Source organism: Pseudomonas sp. CC6-YY-74 (genome assembly GCF_002025205.1).
GTDB classification, from domain to species: domain Bacteria; phylum Pseudomonadota; class Gammaproteobacteria; order Pseudomonadales; family Pseudomonadaceae; genus Aquipseudomonas; species Aquipseudomonas paeninsulae.
Genome location: NZ_CP019947.1, coordinates 375,352 through 391,059 on the forward strand (window position 1 = coordinate 375,352; position 15,708 = coordinate 391,059).

Below are 15,708 nucleotides of genomic sequence, written 5' to 3' on the forward strand. Positions count from 1 at the left end.
GATGATTAGGCCGAGGTGCGGGAGATGGTGTCGTCGCTGCGCAGGGTGAAGATCTCGTAGCCATCGGCGGTGACCAGGATGGTGTGCTCCCACTGTGCCGAGAGCTTGCGATCCTTGGTGATCGCGGTCCAGCCATCGCCGAGCAGGCGAGTTTCCGCACGACCCTGGTTGATCATCGGCTCGATGGTGAAGGTCATGCCTTCTTTCAGTTCCATGCCGGTGCCAGCGCGGCCGTAGTGGAGTACCTGCGGCTCTTCGTGGAACACCGCGCCAATGCCGTGGCCGCAGTACTCGCGCACCACCGAGAAGCCATTCTTCTCCGCGTGCTTCTGGATCACTTCACCGATGTCGCCCAGGCGGGTGCCGGGACGCACCTGTTGAATGCCTTTATACATGCACTCCTGGGTGATCTTGGCCAGACGCTCGGCCCATTCCGGCACCTTGCCGACCATGAACATCTTGCTGGTATCGCCGTGGTAGCCGTCCTTGATCACGGTGATGTCGATGTTCAGTACGTCGCCTTCTTTCAGCGGCTTCTCGTTGGGGATGCCGTGGCAGACCACGTGGTTGATCGAGGTGCAGATCGACTTGGGGAAGCCTTTGTAGTTGAGCGGCGCGGGGATGGCCTGCTGCACATTGACGATGTAGTCATGGCAGATGCGATCCAGTTCCTCGGTGGTGACTCCGGGTTTGACGTGCTCGCCGATCATTTCCAGTACGTCGGCAGCGAGGCGGCCGGCTACGCGCATTTTTTCGATTTCAACGGGCGTCTTGATGGTGACGGTCATATGGGCTCTCGGGTGCAGACTGAAAAGAGGGTTATGTTAGCAGCTTCAAGCTGCAAGCCATAAGCTGCGCGCGTGGCCGCTTTGTCTTTTGGCTTGATGGCTGTAGCTTGCGGCGATCTTTTATGGTATAAAACGCGCCGCTTTACGGGCCGTATGCCTGGGAGCTTTAATCCACACACGCATCGACACAATTTCCTGGGTGCCTTTCGCCACGTGCGACTGGTTGGAGATTGGGATGCGTGGAGGCCTAACCCGACTTATCAAGGAACTACCATGTCCCAAGTCAATATGCGCGATATGCTGAAGGCCGGTGTGCACTTCGGTCACCAGACCCGTTACTGGAACCCGAAAATGGGTAAGTACATTTTCGGCGCGCGTAACAAGATCCACATCATCAACCTTGAAAAAACCCTGCCGATGTTCAACGACGCGCTGTCGTTCGTTGAGAAGCTGGCTTCGGGCAAAAACAAGATTCTGTTCGTCGGCACCAAGCGTTCCGCTGGCAAGATCGTTGCTCAAGAAGCAGCTCGTTGCGGTTCGCCGTACGTCGATCATCGCTGGTTGGGCGGCATGCTGACCAACTACAAAACTATCCGCGCCTCGATCAAGCGTCTGCGTGACCTGGAAGTTCAAGCCCAAGACGGCACTTTCACCAAGCTGACCAAGAAAGAAGCTCTGATGCGCACCCGTGATCTGGAAAAACTGGATCGCAGCCTGGGTGGTATCAAGGACATGGGCGGTCTGCCGGACGCTCTGTTCGTGATCGACGTTGACCACGAGCGCATTGCTATCACCGAAGCCAACAAGCTGGGTATCCCGGTTATTGGCGTCGTCGATACCAACAGCAGCCCAGAAGGTGTTGATTACATCATTCCGGGTAACGATGACGCCATCCGCGCTATCCAGTTGTACATGGGCGCCATGGCTGATGCCGTAGTTCGCGGGCGCACTAACACCGGCGGCGGCAGCGACGATTTCGTCGAGCAAGCCCCGGCAGTCCCGGCAGCTCCTGCAGCCGAAGCGGTTCAGGGCTAAGCGGTACGCGCCAAGCGTTACTCGCTACGCAGAAAGGGGCTAGGCCCCCTTTTTGCCACTTGGAAAACCATTGTCGGCCGATTGCTGTTGGTCGGGTTCGAGCAGTGTGTTTACAGAATTGATCGCCCGTTCAGGCGGGTGGAATGGTTAACAACCTATCCAAGAGGAATTTGAAATGGCAGAGATTACTGCAGCATTAGTCAAAGAACTGCGTGAGCGCACTGGCGAAGGCATGATGGATTGCAAAAAGGCCTTGACCAAGGCTGGCGGCGACATCGAGAAAGCCATTGATGAGATGCGTGCTTCCGGCGCGATCAAGGCAGCCAAGAAAGCAGGCAACATCGCTGCCGAAGGTGCTATCGCAGTCAAGGTTGCTGACGACGGCAAATCGGCCGTGATCCTTGAAGTCAACTCGCAAACCGACTTCCTGGCTCTGCAGGACGACTTCAAGAATTTCGTCAACAGCAGCCTAGAAAAAGCCATCGCTGACAAGCTGACCGACGCTGCGCCGCTGATCGTCGCTCAGGAAACTGCGCGTGAAGCGCTGATAGCCAAAGTAGGCGAGAACGTCAATATTCGTCGCCTGGCCCGCGTTGAAGGCGACGTGGTCGGCGCTTACCTGCACGGTAACAAGATTGGTGTGGTTGTGGTTCTGAGCGGCGGTAACGCTGATCTGGCCAAGGACATCGCCATGCACGTGGCTGCCAGCAATCCGGAGTTCCTGCTGCCTACGGAAGTGTCCGCTGAAGCGATCGCGCGCGAAAAAGCCGTGTTCATGGGCCTCAACGAAGACAAGATCAAGGGCAAGCCGGCTGAAATCGTCGAGAAGATGATTGGCGGTCGTATCCAGAAGTTCCTCGCTGAAGCCAGTCTGGTTGAGCAAGCCTTCGTTAAAGACCCGGAAATCAAGGTCGGTGCTTTGGCCAAGAAAGGCGGCGCTGAAATCGTTTCCTTCACCCGCTTCCAGGTCGGCGAAGGCATCGAGAAGCCGGTAGACAACTTTGCTGAAGAAGTTGCTGCACAACTGGCTGCCAGCAAGCAGTAAGACGCTTTATAGTTGTCGCCCCGAAGAGGCTGCCCGCATACGCGCGCGGCCTCTTTGTCAAATTGAGGGGCTGTCGGGCAGTTTGCTGCGCTGATGGTAGGCGTTGCACAAAGGACTCCGGGTGTTGTCAAAGCGCTCGATAAACCCGTGCCGCAAGGCGCGTAAAGAATTCAAACGCCGCAGGAGAGACTGGTAATGGCTCAGCAGGTGAGTGGTCGTCAACCGCGCTATAAGCGCATTCTGCTCAAACTTAGCGGCGAGGCCCTGATGGGGGCGGAAGATTTCGGCATCGATCCCAAGGTGCTCGATCGCATGGCTTTGGAAGTCGGCCAGTTGGTGGGGATCGGCGTGCAGGTCGGTCTGGTCATTGGCGGTGGCAATCTATTTCGTGGGCGGCGCTCTCCGCGGCCGGCATGGATCGGGTGACCGGCGACCATATGGGTATGCTGGCGACCGTGATGAACGCCCTGGCCATGCGCGATGCGCTGGAGCGTTCGAATATCCCGGCAATCGTGATGTCGGCGATTTCCATGGTTGGGGTGACCGATCACTACGACCGGCGCAAGGCGTTGCGTCACCTGAAAACCGGTGAGGTGGTGATCTTTGCCGCTGGCACCGGCAATCCGTTCTTCACCACCGATTCGGCCGCCTGCCTGCGGGCCATCGAGACCGATGCCGACGTGGTGTTGAAGGCGACCAAGGTGGACGGTGTGTACACTGCCGATCCGTTCAAGGATCCGCATGCAGAGAAGTTTGATCACCTGACTTACGATGAAGTGCTGGATCGCAAGCTTGGCGTGATGGATCTGACGGCCATCTGCTTGTGCCGCGATCACAAGATGCCGTTGCGCGTCTTCAATATGAATAAACCCGGTGCCCTGCTGAATATCGTGCTGGGCGGTGCCGAAGGTACTCTGATCGAGGAAAGTGAAAAATGATCAACGAGATCAAGAAAGATACCCAGGAACGTATGCAGAAGAGCCTGGATTCGCTGACCCATGCTTTCAGTCGTATTCGTACCGGCCAGGCTCATCCAAGCATTCTGGGTGGCGTGATGGTGTCTTATTACGGTTCCGACACCCCCTTGAATCAGGTCGCCAACGTGACCGTCAAGGATTCCCGCACCCTGCAGGTTGTCGCGTTCGAGCGCGGCATGCTGGCTGCTGTCGACAAGGCGATCCAGAGTTCCGGTCTGGGCTTCAATCCGACCAATCTGGGCGAGTTGCTGTTGATTTCCATGCCGGCGCTGACCGAAGAAACCCGCAAGGGCTTCACCAAGCAGGCGCGTGATGCCGCGGAAGATGGCCGGATTGCCGTGCGCAATATCCGCCGTGATGCCTTGAGTCAGCTGAAGGATCTGGTCAAAGAGAAAGAGATCAGCGAAGACGAAGAGCGTCGTGCCGCCGATGATATCCAGAAGCTGACTGACAAGTTCGTGGCGGAAATCGAAGTGGCTGTGAAGCAGAAAGAAGCGGATCTGATGGCCGTTTAGCGGTCAGGAGATCCTTATGCACAAGACCATAGGCGGCGCTAAAGCGGCCGTGCCACGTCATGTGGCGATCATCATGGACGGTAATAACCGCTGGGCGCGCAAGCGTCTGTTGCCGGGTATTGCCGGGCATAAGGCTGGCGTCGATGCGGTGCGCGCGGTCATTGAGGTGTGCGCCGAGACCGGGGTCGAGGTGTTGACCCTGTTCGCCTTCTCCAGCGAGAACTGGCAGCGTCCGGCCGACGAGGTCGGGGCGCTGATGGAGTTGTTCCTCGGCGCGCTGCGCCGCGAGGCGAAGAAGCTCGACGAGAACGGCATCAGTCTGCGCATCATTGGCGATCGCTCGCGCTTCCATCCGGAGTTGCAAGCCGCCATGCGTGAGGCTGAAGCCTTGACCTCCGGCGCCAAGCGTTTCGTCCTGCAGATTGCCGCCAACTATGGTGGGCAGTGGGATATTGCGCAGGCGGCGCAGCGGCTGGCTCGCGAGGTTCAGGGCGGGCACTTGCGGCCGGAAAATATTACCCCCGAGCTGTTGCAGAGCTGTCTGGCGACCGGCGATTTGCCCTTGCCCGATTTGTGCATCCGTACGGGTGGCGAGCATCGCATCAGTAATTTCCTGTTATGGCAGTTGGCCTACAGCGAGCTGTATTTCTCTGATCTGTTCTGGCCGGATTTCAAGCACGATGCCATGCGCAAGGCCTTGGCGGATTACGCCAAGCGCCAGCGGCGTTTTGGTCGATCCGCTGAACAGGTCGATGCCGAGGCGCGTGCCTGATGCTTAAACAACGGATCATGACTGCGTTGGTGTTACTGCCCATCGCCCTGGGCGGGTTCTTTCTGCTCGATGGTGCGGCCTTTGCGCTGTTCATTGGCGCCGTGGTCAGTCTGGGTGCCTGGGAGTGGGCGCGCCTGGCGGGCCTGGCCGGACAGCCGCTGCGAGTGGCCTATGCCGCTGGGGTTGCTGCGCTGTTATTCGGACTCTATCAATTGCCGACATTGGCGCCCTGGCTGTTGCTGCTCGCTGTCGTCTGGTGGGCGCTGGCCACTGTGCTGGTGTTGAGCTATCCGGCCAGTAGCCGCTATTGGGCCGGGCTGCCGGGTCGGTTGTTGATCGGCTTGCTGATCCTGCTGCCGGCCTGGCAAGGCTTGGTGCTGTTCAAGCAGTGGCCACTGGCCAACGGTTTGATCCTGGCGGTGATGGTGCTGGTCTGGGGCGCGGATATTGGTGCCTATTTCACCGGCAAGGCCTTCGGCAAGCGCAAGCTGGCGCCGCGGGTCAGTCCGGGCAAAAGCTGGGAGGGCGTGATTGGCGGCCTGATCACCAGCCTGCTGATCACCCTGGCGGTGGGTCTCTACCGGGACTGGTTCGCCAGCGAGTTGTTCATGGCGCTGGCGGGTGCGGCGCTGGTGGTGTCGATTTCGGTGGTCGGCGATCTGACCGAAAGCATGTTCAAGCGTCAGGCTGGGCTCAAGGACAGCAGCAATCTGCTGCCGGGACATGGCGGGGTGCTCGATCGCATCGACAGCCTGACCGCCGCCATTCCAATGTTCGCCGCGCTGTTGTGGCTGGCTGGTTGGGGTGCCCTGTGAGCCAGTTGCAGCAGATTACGGTGCTCGGAGCCACGGGCTCCATCGGCCTCAGTACCCTCGATGTGATCGGCCGGCACCCCGCGCGTTATCAAGTGTTTGCCTTGTCTGGCTTCAGCCGCCTGGTTGAGTTGGAGGCGCTGTGCATGATCTACCGGCCGCGCTATGCCGTGGTGCCGGATGAGCGCTCGGCGCGCCATCTTCAGGGTGGTTTGCATGCGGCGGGCCTGGCGACGCGGGTGCTTTTCGGCGAACAGGGCCTGTGCGAAGTGGCCGCTCATCCCGAGGTGGATGCGGTGATGGCAGCGATCGTCGGTGCGGCAGGGCTCAAGCCAACGCTGGCGGCAGTCGAGGCGGGCAAGAAGGTCCTGCTGGCGAACAAGGAGGCGCTGGTGATGTCCGGCGCCCTGTTTATCGAGGCGGTGCGGCGCAGCGGTGCGGTCTTGTTGCCCATCGATAGTGAGCACAATGCGATCTTCCAGTGCTTGCCCGGCGATTATGCTCGCGGGCTGGAGCAGGTGGGTGTGCGACGGATTTTGCTGACCGCATCCGGCGGTCCGTTCCGCGAAACGCCACTGGCGCAGTTGCACGAGGTGACTCCCGAGCAAGCCTGCGCCCATCCCAACTGGTCGATGGGGCGCAAGATCTCGGTGGATTCGGCGAGCATGATGAACAAGGGCCTCGAGTTGATCGAGGTCTGCTGGCTGTTCGACGCCAAGCCGGCGCAGGTCGAGGTGGTGATCCATCCGCAGAGCGTGATCCATTCGCTGGTCGACTATGTCGATGGTTCGGTGTTGGCGCAGCTGGGTAACCCGGACATGCGCACGCCGATCAGCCATGCCCTGGCCTGGCCGCAGCGCATTGATTCGGGCGTGGCGCCGCTGGATCTGTTCGCCATCGCCCGGCTGGACTTCCATGCGCCGGACGAGCAGCGTTTTCCCTGCTTGCGACTGGCGCGCGAGGCGGCAGAGGCGGGCGGCAGTGTGCCGGCCATGCTCAATGCGGCCAATGAGGTGGCGGTGGCGGCCTTTCTCGAGCGGCGCATTCGCTTTCCCGAGATCGCGAGTATCATTGAGGCTGTGCTGAACGCCGAGCCGGGCGTGGCGGTCGAAAGTGTGGATGCAGTCCTGGCGGCAGATCGTCGAGCGCGTGAGCTTGCCGGGCAATGGCTGAATCGTCGTGGTTGATAAGCCCAAGCAGAACGCCGCATGGTTGGTCATTTGCTGCGAGCACACCCCCAGTCGCGGAGAAGCTAGATGAGTGCGCTCTATATGATTGTCGGTACCCTGGTTGCACTCGGGGTGCTGGTTACTTTTCACGAGTTTGGTCACTTCTGGGTGGCGCGCCGCTGCGGGGTCAAGGTTCTGCGGTTCTCCGTGGGCTTCGGTACGCCGCTGGTGCGCTGGCATGATCGCCAGGGCACCGAGTTCGTCATCGCCGCCATTCCCCTGGGTGGCTACGTCAAGATGCTCGATGAGCGCGAAGGCGATGTGCCGCCCGAGCAGCTCGATCAATCGTTCAATCGCAAGAGCGTACGTCAGCGGATTGCCATAGTGGCAGCGGGGCCGGTTGCCAATTTCCTGCTGGCCCTGGTGTTTTTCTGGGCGGTGGCGATGCTCGGCAGCCAGCAGGTGCGTCCGGTCATCGGCGCCGTTGAGGTCGGTAGTCTGGCGGCCGATGCCGGGTTGCAGGTTGGGCAGGAAATCGTTGCGGTCAATGGTGAGCCGACCACTGGCTGGGCGGCGGTAAATCTGCAGTTGGTGCGGCGCCTGGGCGAAAGTGGCACCTTGAGTGTCGATGTCCTCGATCAGGGTTCCACAACCGCTGGCCTGCGGCAGATCGTGCTGAAAGATTGGCTCAGGGGCGTTGAGGAACCAAATCCGATCGCCGCCCTTGGCATTCGCCCCTGGCGTCCGGCACTGTTGCCGGTGTTGGCGCAGCTGGATCCGAAAGGCCCGGCGCAGGCTGCCGGATTACTGGTTGGCGACCAGCTGCTGATGCTCGATGGCGAGCCGCTGGATGAGTGGCAGCAGCTGGTTGATCGCGTGCAGGCCATGCCGGCCGAAGCCGTAACCCTGCTGGTCAAGCGCGATGGACGGGATATGCAAGTGGCCGTGAACCTCGCCGCACGCGGTGAGGGTGAGGCCCGCAGAGGTTATCTGGGCGCCGGCGTTGCCGGTGTCGAGTGGCCAGCTGAGATGCTTCGCGAGGTCAGTTTCGGACCGCTGGAGGCCGTGGCTGAGGGCTTTCGGCGTACCTGGACGATGAGTCTGCTGACCCTCGACTCGCTGAAGAAAATGCTGTTTGGCGAGCTCTCGGTAAAAAACTTGAGCGGGCCGATAACCATTGCTAAAGTGGCGGGCGCTTCGGCCGAGTCGGGCTTGGGGGATTTTCTCAACTTCCTCGCCTACTTGAGCATAAGTCTGGGGGTTCTGAATTTGTTGCCAATCCCTGTGCTGGATGGGGGGCATCTGCTTTATTACTTGGTCGAGTGGGTGCGTGGTCGTCCACTGTCGGAACGGGTGCAGGGTTGGGGGATGCAGATTGGTATCAGTTTGGTGATCGGGGTGATGTTGCTGGCCTTGATCAACGACCTGGGTCGACTGTAGACCGTTACTGAATTACAAATCTGTCGCCTTGGGCGGCAGATTTTTTATTGTCAGTTGGAATAAGAAAGGACTTCATGAAACGTCTGCTGCTACCTGCGGTGCTTGCCGCATTGATGATCGCCGAAGTTCACGCCGAGTCCTTCACCATCTCCGATATCCGCGTCAATGGCCTGCAGCGTGTGTCTGCGGGCAGCGTATTCGGTGCCTTGCCGCTCAATGTCGGTGAAGAGGCTGATGACCGCTCGCTGGTGGAGGCAACTCGTGGCCTGTTCAAAACCGGTTTCTTCCAGGATATCCAACTCGGCCGTGATGGTGACGTGCTGGTCATTACCGTGGTGGAGCGGCCGTCGATTTCCGGCATCGAGATCGACGGTAACAAGGCCATCAGCAGCGAAGACCTGCTCAAGGGACTGAATCAGTCCGGGCTGGCCGAAGGCGAGATCTTCCAGCGTGCGACCCTCGAAGGTGTGCGTAACGAACTGCAGCGCCAATATGTGGCCCAGGGACGTTACTCGGCCGAAATCGAAACCGAAGTGATCCCGCAGCCGCGTAACCGCGTGGCGCTGAAAATCAATATCAATGAAGGCACGGTCGCCGCCATCCAGCATATCAACGTGGTGGGCAACAGCGTCTTCGCCGACGAAGACCTGATCGATCTGTTCGAGCTGAAGACCAGCAACTGGTTGTCGTTCTTCAGGAACGACGACAAGTATGCCCGCGAAAAGCTTTCCGGTGACCTGGAGCGTCTGCGTTCCTACTACCTGGATCGCGGCTACATCAATATGGATATTTCCTCGACCCAGGTGTCCATTACCCCGGACAAGAAACACGTCTACATCACCGTCAACATCGACGAAGGCCAGAAGTACAGCGTGCGTGAGGTGAAACTCTCCGGTGACTTGAAAGTGCCGGAAGAAGACATCCGCTCGTTGCTGTTGGTACAGGAAGGTCAGGTTTTCTCGCGCAAGGTGATGACCACCACCTCCGAACTGATCACTCGCCGTCTGGGTAACGAGGGCTACACCTTCGCCAACGTCAACGGGTTGCCGGAAGCGCATGATGAAGACAACACGGTCTCCATCACCTTCGTCATCGATCCGGGCAAGCGTGCTTACGTCAACCGCATCAACTTCCGTGGCAACACCAAGTCGGAAGATGAAGTGCTGCGCCGTGAAATGCGCCAGATCGAAGGCGGCTGGGCTTCGACCTACCTGATCGATCAGTCGAAAACCCGTCTGGAACGCTTGGGCTTCTTCAAGGAAGTCAACGTCGAAACCCCACAAGTACCGGGTACCGACGACCAGATCGATGTCAACTACAGCGTCGAAGAGCAGGCGTCCGGTTCGATCACCGCCAGCGTCGGTTTCGCCCAGAACGCCGGCCTGATCCTCGGTGGCTCGATCACCCAGAACAACTTCCTCGGCACGGGTAACAAAGTCAGCGTCGGCTTGACCCGCAGCGAATTCCAGGAACGCTACAACTTCGGTTTCGTCGACCCCTACTGGACTGCCGATGGCGTCAGCCTGGGCTACAACGCCTTCTATCGCACCACCGACTACGACGAACTCGACACCAATGTGTCCAGCTATGCGGTGGACAGTTATGGCGTTGGCGCCAGCATCGGTTACCCGATCAGCGAAACCGCGCGCCTGACCTATGGTCTGACGGCGCAGCAGGATGACATCAGCACTGGCGTGTTCACGGTCGACGAGATCTTCGATTTCCTGAAGAACGAAGGCGACAGCTACCTGAACCTCAAGGCCTCGGTGGGCTGGTCGGAATCGACCCTCAATCGCGGCGTCATGGCCACCCGTGGCCATTCCCAGAGTCTGGTGCTGGAAACCACGGTGCCGGGTAGCGACCTGTCATTCTACAAGGTCGACTACCGTGGCCAGGTGTTCAAGCCGCTGAGCGACAGCTACAGCCTGCGCTTCCACACCCAGTTGGGCTATGGCGACAGCTACGGCTCGACTGCCGAGCTGCCGTTCTACGAGCACTACTACGCTGGCGGTTTCGGCTCGGTGCGCGGTTTCGAGGACAGCAGTCTGGGTCCGCGTAGCACGCCAAGTACAGGTACCAAGCCGGGCACTTCGTTCGACCCCGATCAGGATCCGTTGCCGTTCGGTGGTAATGTGCTGATCCAGGGTGGCGTCGAGTTGCTGTTCCCGATGCCGTTCGTCAAGGATCAGCGTTCGCTGCGTACCGCGCTGTTCTGGGATGTGGGTAATGTGTTCGACACCAACTGCAGCTCCAGCCAGGAAGCCCTTAGCGACAGCTGCTCCCTGGATGCAGGAAGTCTCGCCAGCTCCGTGGGTGTGGGCCTGACCTGGATCACCGCGCTGGGGCCATTGAGTTTCAGTCTGGCCATGCCGGTCGTCAAACCGGACGACGCCGACACCCAGGTATTCCAGTTCTCCCTCGGTCAGACGTTCTAAGCGTCCGATTACTGAACAACTACAACAGTTTTTGCAGGAGTTGCACCGTGCGTAAGTTGACCCAACTGGTTCTGTTAAGCGTGGCCCTGCTGGCGACCCCAGCATTTGCCGAAATGAAAGTAGCAGTACTCAATTACCAAATGGCGCTGCTCGAGTCCGATGCGGCCAAGCGCTATGCGGTCGATGCCGAGAAAAAATTCGGCCCGCAGCTGAGCAAGCTCAAGACCCTGGAAAGCGATGCCAAGCGCATCCAGGATCGCATCGTCAAAGATGGCGAAAAAATGCAGACCGCCGAGCGTGAGCGTCTCGAACTCGAATTCAAGCAGAAGGCCCGCGATTTCCAGTTCCAGTCCAAAGAGCTGAACGAGTCCAAGGCTGTTGCCGATCGCGAGATGCTGAAAAAGCTCAAGCCGAACCTGGATAAAGCCGTGGAAGAAGTGATCAAGAAAGGTAACTTCGACCTGGTGCTCGAGCGCGGTGCGGTGATCGATGTCAAACCCCAGTTCGACATCACTCTGCAGGTTATCGAGCGCATGAATCAGCTGCGCTGATCATGCAGGCTCCGGTTTTTACCCTCGCTCAGCTGGCCGAACGGCTGGATGCCACCTTGCGTGGCTCCGCCGATAAAGCGGTCAGTGGTTTGGCCACCTTGCAGGAGGCTGGCCCTGATCAACTGAGTTTTCTGGCTAATCCGCAATACCGCAAATACCTGCCCGATTGCCGTGCCGGCGCGGTCTTGCTGACCGCCGCCGATGCCGAGAATTACAGCGGCAACGCCTTGCTGGTCGCCAATCCCTATCTGGCTTATGCGCAGCTCTCCCACCTGTTCGATCGCAAGCCACAGGCTGCGGCTGGTGTGCATGCAACCGCATGGGTGGCCGATGATGCGCAGGTGGATGCCAGTGCCAGTGTCGGTGCTTACGTGGTGATCGAGGGCGGTGCGCGGATCGACGCCGGCGTGACGATCGGCGCGCATTGCGTGATCGGTGCGCGTTCGCTGATTGGTGAGGGTGGCTGGCTCGCGCCGCGGGTCACCCTGTATCACGATGTACGCATCGGCAAACGGGTGGTGATCCAGTCGGGCGCGGTGATCGGCGGCGAGGGCTTCGGCTTCGCCAACGAGAAGGGTGTCTGGCAGAAGATTGCCCAGATCGGTGGTGTGGTGATCGGCGACGACGTCGAAATCGGCGCCAATACCACCATCGATCGCGGTGCGCTGGCAGACACGCTGATCGGTAACGGGGTCAAGCTGGACAACCAGATCATGATCGCGCACAACGTGCAGATCGGCGACAACACGGCCATGGCCGGTTGTGCGGGTATTTCCGGCAGCACCAAAATTGGCAAGAACTGCATGATCGCCGGTGGCGTCGGCATGGTCGGACACATCGAAGTCTGCGACGGAGTCTTCGTCACGGGTATGACCATGGTGACCCGCTCGATCACCGAGCCGGGTTCTTATTCTTCTGGTACCGCCATGCAGCCTGCGGGCGAGTGGCGCAAGAGTGCGGCACGAATTCGTCAGTTGGATGACATGGCGCGGCGACTGCAACAGTTGGAAAAACAACTGGCTGCCGTGACCTCCAGCGGGAACGCCTCATCTGATGCCTGAGCCGGCTATGCCGCGCTCTCCTCTTTTTATTACAGGCTTCTCTGGACATGATGGACATCAACGAAATACGTGAGTACCTGCCGCATCGTTATCCGTTCCTGCTGGTTGATCGGGTAGTGGAGCTGGATGTTGAGGGCAAGTGCATTCGTGCGCACAAGAATGTCAGCATCAATGAGCCATTCTTCAACGGGCACTTTCCCCAGCATCCGATCATGCCCGGCGTGTTGATCATCGAGGCAATGGCCCAGGCGGCCGGCATACTGGGCTTCAAGATGATGGGCTTGAAGCCTTCCGACGGTACCCTGTATTACTTCGTCGGCTCGGACAAGCTGCGCTTTCGTCAGCCGGTGGTACCGGGTGATCAACTGATCCTCGAGGCCCGTCACCTGAGTAACAAACGCAGCATCTGGAAGTTTGAATGCAGGGCCAGTGTCGACGGCAAGGAAGTATGTTCGGCTGAAATCATCTGTGCGGAACGCAAACTATGAGTTTGATTGACCCTCGCGCCATCATCGATCCTTCTGCCAAGCTGGCTGACGACGTTGTCGTCGGCCCTTGGTCGATCATTGGGCCAGATGTGGAAATTGGTGAGGGTACAGTGCTTGGGCCTAATGTGATCATCAAAGGGCCAACCAGAATTGGTAAGCACAATCGCGTCTATCAGTTCTCCTCGCTGGGCGAGGACACGCCGGATCGCAAGTACAAGGGCGAGCCCACCCGTCTGGTGATTGGTGATCACAACATCATTCGCGAAGGTGTCACCATGCACCGGGGCACCATCCAGGACCGTGACGAGACCACCGTGGGCGACCACAACCTGATCATGGCCTATGCGCACATCGGTCATGACAGCGTGATTGGCAACCATTGCATTCTGGTCAATAACACCGCGCTGGCGGGCCACGTGCATATCGGCGACTGGGCGATTCTGTCCGGTTACACCCTGGTGCATCAGTTCTGCCATATCGGCGCGCACAGCTTTGCCGGCATGGGCACGGCGATTGGCAAGGACGTACCGGCCTATGTCACGGTTTCCGGTAATCCGGCGGAAGCCCGTAGCATGAATTTCGAAGGCCTACGCCGTCGCGGTTTCAGTGCCGAGTCGATCCATGCACTACGCCGCGCCTACAAGACCGTCTATCGCCAGGGCTTGACCATCGAAGAGGCCTTGGCCGAGTTGGTCGAGCCTTCGCTGCAGTTCCCTGAGGTTGCGGTGTTCCGTGACTCGATCCAGGCGTCCAATCGCGGCATCACCCGCTAGCTCATGGCAGATTTATTGCGCGTCGCGCTGGTGGCTGGCGAAGCCTCCGGCGACATTCTCGGCGCCGGCCTGATGCATGCCTTGAAGGCCCGTCATCCACAAATCGAATTCATCGGCGTCGGCGGCCCGCGTATGCAGGCCGAGGGCCTGAGTTCCTATTTTCCCATGGAGCGCCTGGCGGTGATGGGCCTGGTCGAAGTGCTCGGCCGACTGCCGGAGTTGCTGGCGCGGCGCAGGCAGTTGATCAAGACCCTGATCGACGCCAAGCCGGACGTATTCATCGGCATCGATGCGCCGGATTTCAACCTGGGCCTCGAACTCAAACTGCGCCGTGCCGGGATCAAGACCGTGCACTACGTCAGCCCCTCCGTCTGGGCCTGGCGGCAGAAACGTGTGTTGAAGATTCGTGACGCCTGCGACCTGATGCTGACCCTGTTTCCGTTCGAGGCGCAGTTCTACGACGCCCATCAGGTGCCGGTGCGTTTTGTCGGTCATCCACTGGCCGATGCGATTCCCCTGCAGGCCGACCGGACGGCGGCGCGCGAGGCCCTGGACTTGCCGCTGGACAGCGCCGTAGTGGCCTTGCTGCCGGGCAGTCGGGGCGGTGAAGTTGCGCGTTTGGGCGCGCTCTTTCTCGATGCGGCGGTGCGTCTGCGTACCCTGCGTCCGGGCATCCGTTTCGTCGTGCCCTGTGCCAGCCCTGAGCGCCGCGTGCAGCTGGAGCAAATGCTGGTCGGGCGTGACTTGCCCTTGACCCTGCTCGATGGTCGCTCCCACGATGCCCTGGCGGCTTGCGATGCGGTGCTCATCGCTTCGGGTACGGCCACCCTGGAAGCACTGCTGTACAAGCGGCCAATGGTGGTGGCCTACAAGGTCGCACCGCTGACCTACCTGATCCTCAAACGCCTGGTCAGCAGTGCCTATTTCGCGCTGCCCAACTTGTTGGCCGAGCGTATGTTGGTTCCCGAGCTGATTCAGCATGCGGCAACCCCGGAAGCTTTGGCCCAGGCCTTGGCGCCTCTGCTCAATGACGGTGTAGTACAGACCGAGGGTTTCGATGTGATTCATCGTGCCCTGCGCCGTGATGCGTCTGCCCAGGCGGCCGAGGCCGTGCTCAAACTGATAGGGCAGGCCTGATGCAGCTGGGTCTGGATTTCAGTCAGGTACAGGAACTGGTCGCCGGTGTCGATGAAGTCGGCCGTGGCCCGTTGTGCGGCGCTGTGGTCACCGCGGCGGTAATTCTCGATCCGTTACGGCCGATTCTGGGACTGAACGATTCGAAGAAGCTCAGCGCTGCACGGCGTGAGCAGCTCTTCGATGAAATCTGCGAGAAAGCCCTGGCCTGGTGCATCGCCCGTGCCGAGGTGGAAGAGATCGACCAGCTGAACATCCTCCACGCGACCATGCTCGCCATGCAGCGCGCGGTCGAGGGCTTGAGTGTCGTGCCCCGGCTGGCGCTGATCGACGGTAATCGTTGCCCCATCCTGCAAGTGCCGAGCACGGCTGTGATCAAGGGCGACAGCCAGGTCCCGGCGATCGCTGCCGCATCGATTCTGGCCAAGGTCAGCCGCGATCGCGAGATGCAGCTGCTCGATGCGTTGTATCCCGGTTACGGCATAGCCGGGCACAAGGGCTATCCCACGCCCGTTCACCTGGAGGCCTTGCGCCGCCTGGGTCCAACGCCGATTCACCGGCGCTCATTTGCCCCGGTGCGTGCGCTGCTGGACGACTGAGGCCGTCGTCGCCATTCGGCTGTAGGTCCGAAACTCTGCGGTTGAGCCGGCGTCTCTGCGCTTGCAGCTTGTCGTTGCGAAGGCTGTACAATCCCCATCTTGTCGTTTTGTGTT

Annotated in this window: 15 protein-coding genes and 1 pseudogene; 15 read left to right on the forward strand and 1 reads right to left on the reverse strand. The window is 59.8% G+C overall.

The window, feature by feature from the left end; genetic code table 11:
- Nucleotides 1-5: 5 nt before the first annotated feature.
- Nucleotides 6-788 carry a type I methionyl aminopeptidase gene (gene map, locus B2D37_RS01705; RefSeq protein ID WP_079201099.1) on the reverse strand — a complete coding sequence of 261 codons (783 nt, stop codon included), beginning with the start codon at nucleotides 786-788 and terminating at the stop codon, nucleotides 6-8.
- Nucleotides 789-1,061: 273 nt separating this feature from the next.
- Here map and rpsB point away from each other — a divergent pair, with 273 nt between their 5' ends.
- From rpsB to rnhB, 15 genes and pseudogenes are all read left to right on the forward strand, one after another.
- On the forward strand, nucleotides 1,062-1,823 hold the full coding sequence (gene rpsB / locus B2D37_RS01710; RefSeq protein WP_079201100.1) for a 30S ribosomal protein S2: 762 nt from the start codon (nucleotides 1,062-1,064) through the stop codon (nucleotides 1,821-1,823).
- Nucleotides 1,824-1,998: 175 nt separating this feature from the next.
- Entirely contained in the window at nucleotides 1,999-2,868 is an 870-nt protein-coding gene (gene tsf / locus B2D37_RS01715) for a translation elongation factor Ts (protein ID WP_079201101.1), read from the forward strand.
- A 195-nt stretch (nucleotides 2,869-3,063) separates the two neighbouring features.
- Nucleotides 3,064-3,806: pseudogene (pyrH, locus tag B2D37_RS01720) on the forward strand (UMP kinase).
- Nucleotides 3,803-4,360: a ribosome recycling factor gene (gene frr, locus B2D37_RS01725; protein WP_079201102.1), complete on the forward strand. Its 558-nt coding sequence runs from the start codon at nucleotides 3,803-3,805 to the stop codon at nucleotides 4,358-4,360. The pseudogene pyrH and the gene frr overlap by 4 nt, the downstream one beginning before the upstream one ends.
- A gap of 16 nt (nucleotides 4,361-4,376) precedes the next feature.
- Complete coding sequence (gene uppS / locus B2D37_RS01730; RefSeq protein ID WP_079201103.1) at nucleotides 4,377-5,132, forward strand: polyprenyl diphosphate synthase; 756 nt, start codon at nucleotides 4,377-4,379, stop codon at nucleotides 5,130-5,132.
- Nucleotides 5,132-5,947, forward strand: a complete 816-nt coding sequence (locus tag B2D37_RS01735) for a phosphatidate cytidylyltransferase (protein WP_079201104.1) — start codon at nucleotides 5,132-5,134, stop codon at nucleotides 5,945-5,947. The genes uppS and B2D37_RS01735 overlap by 1 nt, the downstream gene beginning before the upstream one ends.
- On the forward strand, nucleotides 5,944-7,131 hold the full coding sequence (gene ispC, locus B2D37_RS01740) for a 1-deoxy-D-xylulose-5-phosphate reductoisomerase (protein WP_079201105.1): 1,188 nt from the start codon (nucleotides 5,944-5,946) through the stop codon (nucleotides 7,129-7,131). Before B2D37_RS01735 ends, ispC begins: the two co-directional genes overlap by 4 nt.
- A gap of 69 nt (nucleotides 7,132-7,200) precedes the next feature.
- Nucleotides 7,201-8,553, forward strand: a complete 1,353-nt coding sequence (gene rseP / locus B2D37_RS01745) for an RIP metalloprotease RseP (RefSeq protein WP_079201106.1) — start codon at nucleotides 7,201-7,203, stop codon at nucleotides 8,551-8,553.
- A gap of 74 nt (nucleotides 8,554-8,627) precedes the next feature.
- A complete protein-coding gene (bamA, locus tag B2D37_RS01750) occupies nucleotides 8,628-10,988 on the forward strand; it encodes an outer membrane protein assembly factor BamA (protein WP_079201107.1) in 2,361 nt (786 codons plus the stop codon).
- Between the two features lie 47 nt (nucleotides 10,989-11,035).
- The gene (locus B2D37_RS01755) at nucleotides 11,036-11,539 is read left to right on the forward strand and encodes an OmpH family outer membrane protein (RefSeq protein WP_079201108.1); all 504 of its coding nucleotides are present in this window, start codon (nucleotides 11,036-11,038) and stop codon (nucleotides 11,537-11,539) included.
- A 2-nt stretch (nucleotides 11,540-11,541) separates the two neighbouring features.
- A complete protein-coding gene (gene lpxD / locus B2D37_RS01760) occupies nucleotides 11,542-12,600 on the forward strand; it encodes a UDP-3-O-(3-hydroxymyristoyl)glucosamine N-acyltransferase (RefSeq protein ID WP_079201109.1) in 1,059 nt (352 codons plus the stop codon).
- A 47-nt stretch (nucleotides 12,601-12,647) separates the two neighbouring features.
- Nucleotides 12,648-13,088, forward strand: coding sequence for a 3-hydroxyacyl-ACP dehydratase FabZ (fabZ, locus tag B2D37_RS01765; protein ID WP_079201110.1), 441 nt, complete (start codon nucleotides 12,648-12,650; stop codon nucleotides 13,086-13,088).
- The gene (gene lpxA, locus B2D37_RS01770) at nucleotides 13,085-13,861 is read left to right on the forward strand and encodes an acyl-ACP--UDP-N-acetylglucosamine O-acyltransferase (protein WP_079201111.1); all 777 of its coding nucleotides are present in this window, start codon (nucleotides 13,085-13,087) and stop codon (nucleotides 13,859-13,861) included. The genes fabZ and lpxA overlap by 4 nt, the downstream gene beginning before the upstream one ends.
- Nucleotides 13,862-13,864: 3 nt before the next feature.
- Entirely contained in the window at nucleotides 13,865-14,998 is a 1,134-nt protein-coding gene (gene lpxB / locus B2D37_RS01775; RefSeq protein ID WP_079201112.1) for a lipid-A-disaccharide synthase, read from the forward strand.
- Complete coding sequence (rnhB, locus tag B2D37_RS01780; protein WP_079201113.1) at nucleotides 14,998-15,594, forward strand: ribonuclease HII; 597 nt, start codon at nucleotides 14,998-15,000, stop codon at nucleotides 15,592-15,594. The genes lpxB and rnhB overlap by 1 nt, the downstream gene beginning before the upstream one ends.
- The last annotated feature ends 114 nt before the right edge of the window (nucleotides 15,595-15,708 follow it).

What these genes read in the sequence shown, in the direction of transcription:
- map (WP_079201099.1), bottom strand. Translation starts at nt 788, where the DNA reads ATGACCGTCACCATCAAGACGCCCGTTGAAATCGAAAAAATGCGCGTA.
- rpsB (WP_079201100.1), top strand. Translation starts at nt 1,062, where the DNA reads ATGTCCCAAGTCAATATGCGCGATATGCTGAAGGCCGGTGTGCACTTC.
- tsf (WP_079201101.1), top strand. Translation starts at nt 1,999, where the DNA reads ATGGCAGAGATTACTGCAGCATTAGTCAAAGAACTGCGTGAGCGCACT.
- frr (WP_079201102.1), top strand. Translation starts at nt 3,803, where the DNA reads ATGATCAACGAGATCAAGAAAGATACCCAGGAACGTATGCAGAAGAGC.
- uppS (WP_079201103.1), top strand. Translation starts at nt 4,377, where the DNA reads ATGCACAAGACCATAGGCGGCGCTAAAGCGGCCGTGCCACGTCATGTG.
- B2D37_RS01735 (WP_079201104.1), top strand. Translation starts at nt 5,132, where the DNA reads ATGCTTAAACAACGGATCATGACTGCGTTGGTGTTACTGCCCATCGCC.
- rseP (WP_079201106.1), top strand. Translation starts at nt 7,201, where the DNA reads ATGAGTGCGCTCTATATGATTGTCGGTACCCTGGTTGCACTCGGGGTG.
- bamA (WP_079201107.1), top strand. Translation starts at nt 8,628, where the DNA reads ATGAAACGTCTGCTGCTACCTGCGGTGCTTGCCGCATTGATGATCGCC.
- lpxD (WP_079201109.1), top strand. Translation starts at nt 11,542, where the DNA reads ATGCAGGCTCCGGTTTTTACCCTCGCTCAGCTGGCCGAACGGCTGGAT.
- fabZ (WP_079201110.1), top strand. Translation starts at nt 12,648, where the DNA reads ATGATGGACATCAACGAAATACGTGAGTACCTGCCGCATCGTTATCCG.
- lpxA (WP_079201111.1), top strand. Translation starts at nt 13,085, where the DNA reads ATGAGTTTGATTGACCCTCGCGCCATCATCGATCCTTCTGCCAAGCTG.
- lpxB (WP_079201112.1), top strand. Translation starts at nt 13,865, where the DNA reads ATGGCAGATTTATTGCGCGTCGCGCTGGTGGCTGGCGAAGCCTCCGGC.
- rnhB (WP_079201113.1), top strand. Translation starts at nt 14,998, where the DNA reads ATGCAGCTGGGTCTGGATTTCAGTCAGGTACAGGAACTGGTCGCCGGT.